Here is a 7505-nt window from a genome sequence, read left to right on the forward strand (position 1 = left end):
ATAGTAATAAAGGTTGCCTGATTAACAGGGCAACCTTTCTCATTGCTAAAGCAACGTTGTTGAGCGCTAGTGGGGAGACGGTACGCCGAACACTTCCTAAAACAGCTATAAATTGGCATCATAGCGCTATGTTGTTTTTTTAGGATGAGTAATGAAACAGTTCCCTTTTGATAAACGTTATGAGATTGAAGATGCCAGTGGTGTTGTTGAGTACTACATTGATGGTGATGAGTATATTCGCCGCCAGGATGGCGTACCGGGCTATCGAATCACAGGTTATGAAGTATATGAACATGATGCAGAGGCTAAACTCGCTGGTTTTCTCGAAGGGAAGCATATAACAACCCCGGATGCGGATATTCTGCTGACAATTTTAGATGACCAACAACCTGCGGATTAGATTTCATTACTTTGGCTTTCGTCTGTGCAATGTTGCTATATAAAGATCATCTGCGGTTTTTGAAACAGAAAATAGGGCGTAATTAGCGATAATATTTTTTTGCAGAAGCTGCTATTCAATCTGGCTAAAACCGATTAACGTCAATCTACTTAGTGATAATCAGTCGGGGTTTCGATGAGCCAGCAAACTATTACGTTGTATACCGATTCAGATTTTTTCAGTCCTTATGTGATGTCGGTATTCGTATCATTGACAGAAAAAGCACTCCCTTTCTCATTAAGCGTCATTAATTTGTCTGCCGGTGAGAATCTGCAACAGGCTTATGCCCGTCTGTCGGCGACACGTCGGGTGCCGACACTGGTTATCGATGATTTTCAACTCTCTGAGTCTTCAGCTATTGCTGAATATTTAGACGAGCGTTTCCCGGCGCCAGATTACGCTCGGCTGTATCCGCAAGATATGCAAGAGCGTGCCAGAGCGCGTGAAATACAGGCATGGCTGCGCAGTGATTTTATGCCGATCCGCACTGAACGGCCAACTGAAGTGGTCTTTGCTGGGTTAAGGCTGCCTCCTTTGTCTGATAGCGCGCAACAAGCGGCGAATAAACTTATTTCTGGGTTGGAGCGTTTGCTGTCGGATGGCAGAAGATATTTATTCAGTGAATGGTGTATCGCAGATACCGATTTGGCACTGATGCTTAACCGGTTAGTTCTGAATGGCGACAACTTACCTGAGTATCTTCGTCAGTATGCAAATTATCAATGGCAGCGGCCTTCTGTGCAGCAATGGCGAGCATTATCGCAGAAATAGAGGTAAGAAAAATTGAGGGTGGGGGCAATCCTCCACCTTGAACCAAAGTAGGATTAGCTTCGCTAGAATGAAAAACGTTATTGAGTTTGAAACTGAGCGTTTACAGCTACGGCAGTGGCTACCGTCAGACCGGGCACCTTTTGCAGCGCTTAACGCGGATCCTCGCGTTATGGCATTTTTCCCAGCCCCTCTAACACGTGAAGCAAGCGATATGATGGCTTCACGTTGTCAATTATTGATAGCACAGCGTGGCTGGGGGTTGTGGGCTGTTGAGCTGAAAGCTAGTGGGCAGTTTGTCGGCGCATTGGGGTTACATATTCCTACCGTTAAATTACCTTTTTCACCTTGTGTCGAGATAGGCTGGCGTTTTGCTTTTCCATTTTGGGGGCAAGGGCTGGCAACGGAAGCTGCATTGGCAGTATTGACGGTGGGTTTCGATCAATTAAAACTGGCTGAAATTGTTTCATTTACTGCTTTAATTAACCTACGTTCACAAGCATTGATGGAACGAATCGGCATGGTGCGCGCGCCAGACCATTTTCCCCATCCAATTGTCAGCCCTGACAGCAAGTTAAGCCAACACTGTTGGTATCATCTTTCTCATCAACAATGGCATAACAGACAGGATGATTTTGTGAGACTATCATCAAATTAGTCTACGTTTAGTCAGTAATATTTGGCCGCATCTGCTAGGACATATAATGATAATAAGCTGGAAATTAGTTCGTTCCATGGCGTTGCTAACCGGAATTTCTTTATTGGCGGCCTGTAGCCAATTACCTAGAAATCCAGTGCCAGTGGAGTTAATGCCAGCGGCCGAAATCCCTGGAATGCCGGATATCCGTGCCGGCGCAGGGCATATTAGCCCGATATTTGAAGCGGATTTACTGCAATCTTATAAAGATGAATCGAAAGAGATGTTCCGAGCCGCGGATGGAACATTGGTTTATCCCCATCTGGCATTATCTGGTGGTGGCCCAAATGGCGCCTTCGGTGCTGGCTTTTTGAACGGCTGGACGAAAACAGGTAAGCGCCCCGTGTTTAAGGTGGTCAGTGGGGTTTCCACTGGCGCGTTAATCGCACCTTTCGCCTTTTTAGGGAGTGATCACGACCAGGCATTACATGACTTTTATACCACCACCACCACCCGTGATATTTTCCATCTGGATAATCTATTATTTCGCCTCTTTTTCCGCGAATCATTAGCGGATACCAGCCCGTTGTCTAAATTGATTGATGGGCATATTACTCCTGAGTTAATGAGTGAAATCGCCCAGGCACATCGGCATGGTCGGCGGTTGTATATGGGTACGGTGGATCTCGATTCGCAAAGATTTATTGTCTGGAACATGGGGCTGATTGCGATGAAAGGGACTCCTGAAGCCCTAATGCTATTTCGTAAGGTGATGCTGGCTTCCTCTTCAGTCCCTGTCGCGTTCTCACCGGTATTTTTTGATGTGGTGGCTCAGGGTAAGCATTACGATGAAATGCATGTTGACGGCGGTGTGGCGGCGCGGGTCTTCTATAATGGTGGTGTGTACAGCTCAAAAGTCGTACGTACCAGAGCGGGCCTGGCAGACAGTAAAGAAGATATTTATATCATCCATAATGGACAGCTTGGCCCACAACCAGAACCGACCCCACGGTTGGTGCGTAATATCGCTATGCGTACTCTTGACTCAACCAGCAAAGCGGCATTGGTCGGGGATTTGTATCGTATTTATGCATTCTCTTTGGCTGAAAATTCAGGATTCCACTGGATAACGATTCCATCAAATGTTGATACCAATGGCGCAGAGATTTTTGATCCCATCAAGATGGAGCGTTTGTATCAGGCGGGTTATGCAGAGGCATTACAGGGGCCAAAATGGTCACTACGGCCACCAGGTACCATTGAGATGAACTCCTTACTACAAGATGCTGCTGCCATGCACAGTAACTAGAGGGGGCGCTTTGGCGTTGATGCCATTGTCAGGCTGGTACTTGGGTTACATTAGGTCAAGCAGTGGGAGTGAGCCATCAATAAGCGCCGCGGTGATATAGATAATAAATAGTGAATAGAGAAAGAAATTGCTGATCATTCGGCACCTCAATTACTCACACAGATAAGGTCTTTGTCATGGCAAAGCCACTACAATATAGCATGTGAACTGACTAAAAAACGCACTGATCGTGAATAAATAATGAATCTGCTGGGGTGGATTTAGCATGATGAATGCTTTTTAAGCAACTTCTGAGCGCGTAGTAGGGTTTTAGAGTGACTGAACAATGAGGTTAGGAGCAGATCTTGCCTGTCAGGCTTGGTTGAATATGCTGTAATATCAAAACGTTATCTTCAATTGAAAACAATTTAAGCAGCATATGATCAGAGAGAGTGTAATTGTGCTACACTATGCGACCGATAATCAAGGATAAAACATGAAAAAAGTCTCAATCATTGCTCAGTGCTTAATAAACGCTAAGAGTTTCAGTGAGATGTCCGAAGCTGAATCCTCGATAAAAAAAGTTTTCAACGATAGTTACGCAGAACATTCTTTTGATGAATGGAATACCGACGTTTCTACGTTGAGTGCTAACCGTGTTATCAGTTTGGTTGCTGGTGCCTCCAAGGTTCGGGTCAGAGGGTTGATCCAAGAATTATGGAATCACTGACCCCAGACCAAAGGTTTCCAATAACCCGTCTACCACATCACTACGCCAAGCATGCAAGTCATGCTGCGTGGTGAATGATTTCCCCGTACTTTCCATTTTCCGCTTGTTTTTTTCCGTTGTCTCCTGCAAAACCGGCTATTTTCGTGAACAAAAATCTGGCCCGGTACAGATAATCTGAGTAAACGCTGACCACTCCACGGTTTATTGCCGTTGGTTAACGTAATCTAACGAGGTTGTACAACTGAGAGGCGAGCATATGTCATTTCTTGATAGCGTCAAAAGATTGGTTAGCAGTGTAAAAGTGAAGATTAAGTGCCCAGATTGTGGCGCAGTCTCTGAGCAGAGCTCAGAAAAAGTGCACAAAAATACGGCCTTGGTTTGCCCAAAGTGTGGTTGCTTATTTTTACCTAAAGACAAACGCTAGCGGTAGCAATATCAGCCAAAAATCATCGACGCCCACCGCAGCAGCATTAATGCGCCACAGATACAGAGTAACACCACAAACATCTTCCAATGTTTCGTATGCAAGCGTTTGGTCACCATAGGGTCCTTATTCAATTTAGTATTATGTCTGACGGGGTCAGCTCTGCGGAATTCATTTGTTTACTGCGACGCTGGTTACTTTAGGTATATACCCGTCATACATCAAGCTGCATGTGCGTTGGCTGCTTTCGTTCACCCCAGTGACTTACTTGAAGTAAGCTCTTGGGGATTTACTCAATTGCCGCCTTCCTGCAACTCGAATTATTTAGGGTATAGTAGCGAAAATTTATGCTGATGCGAGAGTTAGTCAGTTCGTACCAGTTAAGATAAAGTGTAATATGCGCTGCATCAATAAGATGACGAATAGGAATAATGAAACTATGGCTACAGTCCCACAAAAATATCAAGACGCCGAGCGTTGGGCATTTGGTGATACTGAACAAGTGGCAGATGATGTATTGGCATTAGTACTGAACGGTACGAAAACAGCGACCTGTGCGGCATTGGATGAAGATGGCGTGCCGCAGGCGGGGGATATCTTTGTTGTGGTCAATGGCCGCAATGAACCGGTTTGTGCGATAGAGTTGACCGACGTAGAATTGAAAACGTTTGATCAGGTTGATGAAGCCCATGCTGTCGCTGAAGGTGAGGGCGATCGAACGCTGACGTTTTGGCGTAAAACGCAACAGCGCTTTTTTGAGGAGTACGAGATGTTTTCCCCAGAAATGATGCTGATTTGTATGCAGTTCAAAGTATTGGAAAAATTCTGATAGCTGGCTTCTGGTAGTCAGTAATTTGATTGATTTTGCCCTACAGATATTATCGAGTCGCAAGAGAAGAAACCGTCACTCATAAATTGTAGCTATGGGTTGACGGATCTTCTTATTGCAACAATCACGTTACCCTCATTACCCAAGCATCCTGATGTCGATCGTAATGTTGCTTAAAAAGCAACCGGTCTTTCCCATCTAACGTTGCGGGAATGCTGGTATGTTCATCCCACCCATCTAGCTGCATGCACAATTCAGGATCCGATTTACAGGGGATACTGAGGGTGCTTTCGCCTTTTGTCAGTGGTGCAGATAACTCTGCGTCATCAACTTCAAAATCTCTGATTTTTACTAGGGTTTTTCCCATAAAGACTCCTTACCTACCAAGTGGTATGAGGTATGACCAGATTGGTCGCCTTATTGAGAATAGCTGAGTCAGAAAAAAGTGCCAGAGGCCGCATCTAAAAAATACCGCCTCGGCGAAAATTCTATCCGCATCGAATCTGATGGGGGTTAATTATTTAATACCGAGTATGTTTAGTCAGAGTAGCCTAATGGCTGCATTCGCAGGGGAGTTCAGCCAAATTAAATTGGTTACGGCCATTCTTTTTCGAGTAATAAAGTGCTTGATCTGCCGCGAGCATTAAATCCGCTTGATCCGTAATACCACTATGCTGATGGGCTTGATAAACAGTGACACCAAGGCTGATGGTGACTTTACGGAATTTACTGTCATTGTGTTTAATGCCCATAGCACGGATAGATTGCAATATATGCTCGGCCACCAGGCTGGCGCCCTGTTGGTCGGTATCTGGCAGAATAGCGGCAAACTCTTCTCCACCATAGCGAGCAACAATATCGGTGCTGCGTTTTAGTGATTTGCGTAATGCCCTGGCGACCAAGCGTAAGCAGGCATCACCAGAGATATGACCATAGCAATCATTGAAGTTCTTAAAGTAATCAATATCAATCATTAAAACTGCTAGCGGAGAGTCTGAGCGTTTTGCCCGCATAAATTCATGGGCCAGCACTTTTTTGAACGCCCGGCGATTAGGCAATTTAGTCAGTGAGTCTGTTCTGGCCTGAATTTCCAGACGTCGATTCGCTTTAACCAGCTTAAGTTCCAGCAATTTTCGTTCATGGATATCTTCTGCGGTTCCATACCAACACAACACATCGCCATTGTCACCTACGCTGGGAACTGCTCGGATTCGCATCCAGTTCCATCCCTTTTCAACATGACAAAAGCGGATTTCAACATCCAGTGGCTGCTGTGTTTGTAAGGAGTGTTCCCAACTGATTAAGGTGGGGTGGCGATCATCTAAATGGATGGTACGGAGCCATTTATCTGCCAGCGCCTCTTCGCGGGTTAATCCCGTAATTTTTTCAAAGCGAGAACTGACATCGGTAATCATGCCATCCGGGGATGCAGTCCAGGGAATTTGCGGATTCAGCTCCACCATATTGCGGTAATGCTGTTTACTGCTGCGCAGCTTTTCTTCCATCTCTTTCAATGGCGTAATATCGATCATCGCGACGGACAGCCCACTCACTTGACCACTGGGATATCTGGCGGCATTTATCCGCATAAAGAACACCCGTGCTTTATCCGGCATCTGAAACTCAGCATCGGGGATACTGTCATTGCAATAGGCTTTCAGCAGCGCACTCTGCAAAATAGGAATAATGCCCGGTAGGAAGTCTGCAATTTTGCGCCCATTAATCTCTACTGTATTTTTACCCAGAAGTTCAGCCAGATAATCATTTACAGTAACATAGCGCAGGGTCGTATCGATAAAGCACAGACCAGCCGGAGCACTGGAATAAATCGATTCCAACTCAAATAAGCGTTTATCCGCATCATAAGGTAAATTGCTCAGGTTTCGATCAATTCCGCGGTAACCTTTGAATTCCCCGTTATCATCGAACAGTGGGATACCACTGGTTTCAACTAAGACTTCGCTGCCATCAGCGCGAATATTACGGTTTTGCAAACCGGCAAAAGGGATACGTGCAGCCGCAATCTCTGCAAATATCTTTCCTACCCGGCTGGCTTCATCCTGAGGCATAAAGTCAAACGGCGTTTTACCGACCACCTCATGGGGTAGGCGACCAAGAAGCTCGATGGATTTTGCAGATGAAAACGTATAACGGCCGGAAGCATCAACTTCCCAGATCCAGTCTGAATTATTTTCGATGATGTCCCGTAAGCTGTTCATTTCTTTTAACAGACCAATGTCAGCTGATTCTTCCCGATTATCGTAGTCAGTCATGATGTCCACTCCTGTTTAATCTCGGCTTTCCTTAGATAGAAATATGTCGGCTATTATTTAAGCCCGCAGATTGTATAACAGGGACAGATTTAGTACAGCCCAATCGGATTTTTCTTA

At 45.3% G+C, this 7505-nt stretch carries 10 protein-coding genes; 7 read left to right on the top strand and 3 right to left on the bottom strand.

The window, feature by feature from the left end; translation table 11 throughout:
• Window positions 1-151 precede the first annotated feature (151 nt).
• The 6 genes from V1952_RS18290 to V1952_RS18315 all read left to right on the top strand — a co-directional run bounded on the left by V1952_RS18290 (window position 152) and on the right by V1952_RS18315 (window position 4286).
• Window positions 152-400 carry a hypothetical protein gene (locus V1952_RS18290; protein WP_083158642.1) on the top strand — a complete coding sequence of 83 codons (249 nt, stop codon included), beginning with the start codon at window positions 152-154 and terminating at the stop codon, window positions 398-400.
• 174 nt (window positions 401-574) lie between these two features.
• The gene (yfcF, locus tag V1952_RS18295; RefSeq protein ID WP_420075277.1) at window positions 575-1210 is read left to right on the top strand and encodes a glutathione transferase; all 636 of its coding nucleotides are present in this window, start codon (window positions 575-577) and stop codon (window positions 1208-1210) included.
• Window positions 1211-1277: 67 nt separating this feature from the next.
• Window positions 1278-1865, top strand: coding sequence for a GNAT family N-acetyltransferase (locus V1952_RS18300; protein ID WP_372559186.1), 588 nt, complete (start codon window positions 1278-1280; stop codon window positions 1863-1865).
• Between the two features lie 46 nt (window positions 1866-1911).
• On the top strand, window positions 1912-3153 hold the full coding sequence (locus tag V1952_RS18305; protein ID WP_372559185.1) for a patatin-like phospholipase family protein: 1242 nt from the start codon (window positions 1912-1914) through the stop codon (window positions 3151-3153).
• A 475-nt stretch (window positions 3154-3628) separates the two neighbouring features.
• Window positions 3629-3862, top strand: coding sequence for a hypothetical protein (locus tag V1952_RS18310; RefSeq protein WP_005182969.1), 234 nt, complete (start codon window positions 3629-3631; stop codon window positions 3860-3862).
• A gap of 256 nt (window positions 3863-4118) precedes the next feature.
• Window positions 4119-4286 carry a YnfU family zinc-binding protein gene (locus tag V1952_RS18315; protein ID WP_227746530.1) on the top strand — a complete coding sequence of 56 codons (168 nt, stop codon included), beginning with the start codon at window positions 4119-4121 and terminating at the stop codon, window positions 4284-4286.
• 11 nt (window positions 4287-4297) lie between these two features.
• Here V1952_RS18315 and yniD read toward each other — a convergent pair whose 3' ends face one another.
• Entirely contained in the window at window positions 4298-4405 is a 108-nt protein-coding gene (gene yniD / locus V1952_RS18320; protein WP_086018937.1) for a small membrane protein YniD, read from the bottom strand.
• A 320-nt stretch (window positions 4406-4725) separates the two neighbouring features.
• Between yniD and V1952_RS18325 the strand changes: the two genes are divergently transcribed.
• Window positions 4726-5115 (top strand): ASCH domain-containing protein, encoded by a 390-nt coding sequence (locus tag V1952_RS18325; protein ID WP_083158646.1) that lies wholly within the window; start codon window positions 4726-4728, stop codon window positions 5113-5115.
• Between the two features lie 124 nt (window positions 5116-5239).
• Here the strand turns inward: V1952_RS18325 and V1952_RS18330 are convergent, their stop codons facing one another.
• Window positions 5240-5482, bottom strand: coding sequence for a DUF1480 family protein (locus V1952_RS18330; protein WP_420075278.1), 243 nt, complete (start codon window positions 5480-5482; stop codon window positions 5240-5242).
• Window positions 5483-5666: 184 nt separating this feature from the next.
• Entirely contained in the window at window positions 5667-7388 is a 1722-nt protein-coding gene (locus V1952_RS18335) for a sensor domain-containing diguanylate cyclase (RefSeq protein WP_420072170.1), read from the bottom strand.
• Window positions 7389-7505: the final 117 nt, after the last annotated feature.

Source organism: Yersinia sp. 2542 StPb PI (assembly GCF_048593855.1).
Classification (GTDB): domain Bacteria; phylum Pseudomonadota; class Gammaproteobacteria; order Enterobacterales; family Enterobacteriaceae; genus Yersinia; species Yersinia enterocolitica_E.

Excerpts from the sequence above, each read along its gene's own strand:
- V1952_RS18325 (WP_083158646.1), top strand. The coding sequence starts at position 4,726 with ATGGCTACAGTCCCACAAAAATATCAAGACGCCGAGCGTTGGGCATTT.
- yniD (WP_086018937.1), bottom strand. The coding sequence starts at position 4,405 with ATGGTGACCAAACGCTTGCATACGAAACATTGGAAGATGTTTGTGGTG.
- yfcF (WP_420075277.1), top strand. The coding sequence starts at position 575 with ATGAGCCAGCAAACTATTACGTTGTATACCGATTCAGATTTTTTCAGT.
- V1952_RS18290 (WP_083158642.1), top strand. The coding sequence starts at position 152 with ATGAAACAGTTCCCTTTTGATAAACGTTATGAGATTGAAGATGCCAGT.
- V1952_RS18330 (WP_420075278.1), bottom strand. The coding sequence starts at position 5,482 with ATGGGAAAAACCCTAGTAAAAATCAGAGATTTTGAAGTTGATGACGCA.
- V1952_RS18315 (WP_227746530.1), top strand. The coding sequence starts at position 4,119 with ATGTCATTTCTTGATAGCGTCAAAAGATTGGTTAGCAGTGTAAAAGTG.
- V1952_RS18335 (WP_420072170.1), bottom strand. The coding sequence starts at position 7,388 with ATGACTGACTACGATAATCGGGAAGAATCAGCTGACATTGGTCTGTTA.
- V1952_RS18310 (WP_005182969.1), top strand. The coding sequence starts at position 3,629 with ATGAAAAAAGTCTCAATCATTGCTCAGTGCTTAATAAACGCTAAGAGT.
- V1952_RS18300 (WP_372559186.1), top strand. The coding sequence starts at position 1,278 with ATGAAAAACGTTATTGAGTTTGAAACTGAGCGTTTACAGCTACGGCAG.
- V1952_RS18305 (WP_372559185.1), top strand. The coding sequence starts at position 1,912 with ATGATAATAAGCTGGAAATTAGTTCGTTCCATGGCGTTGCTAACCGGA.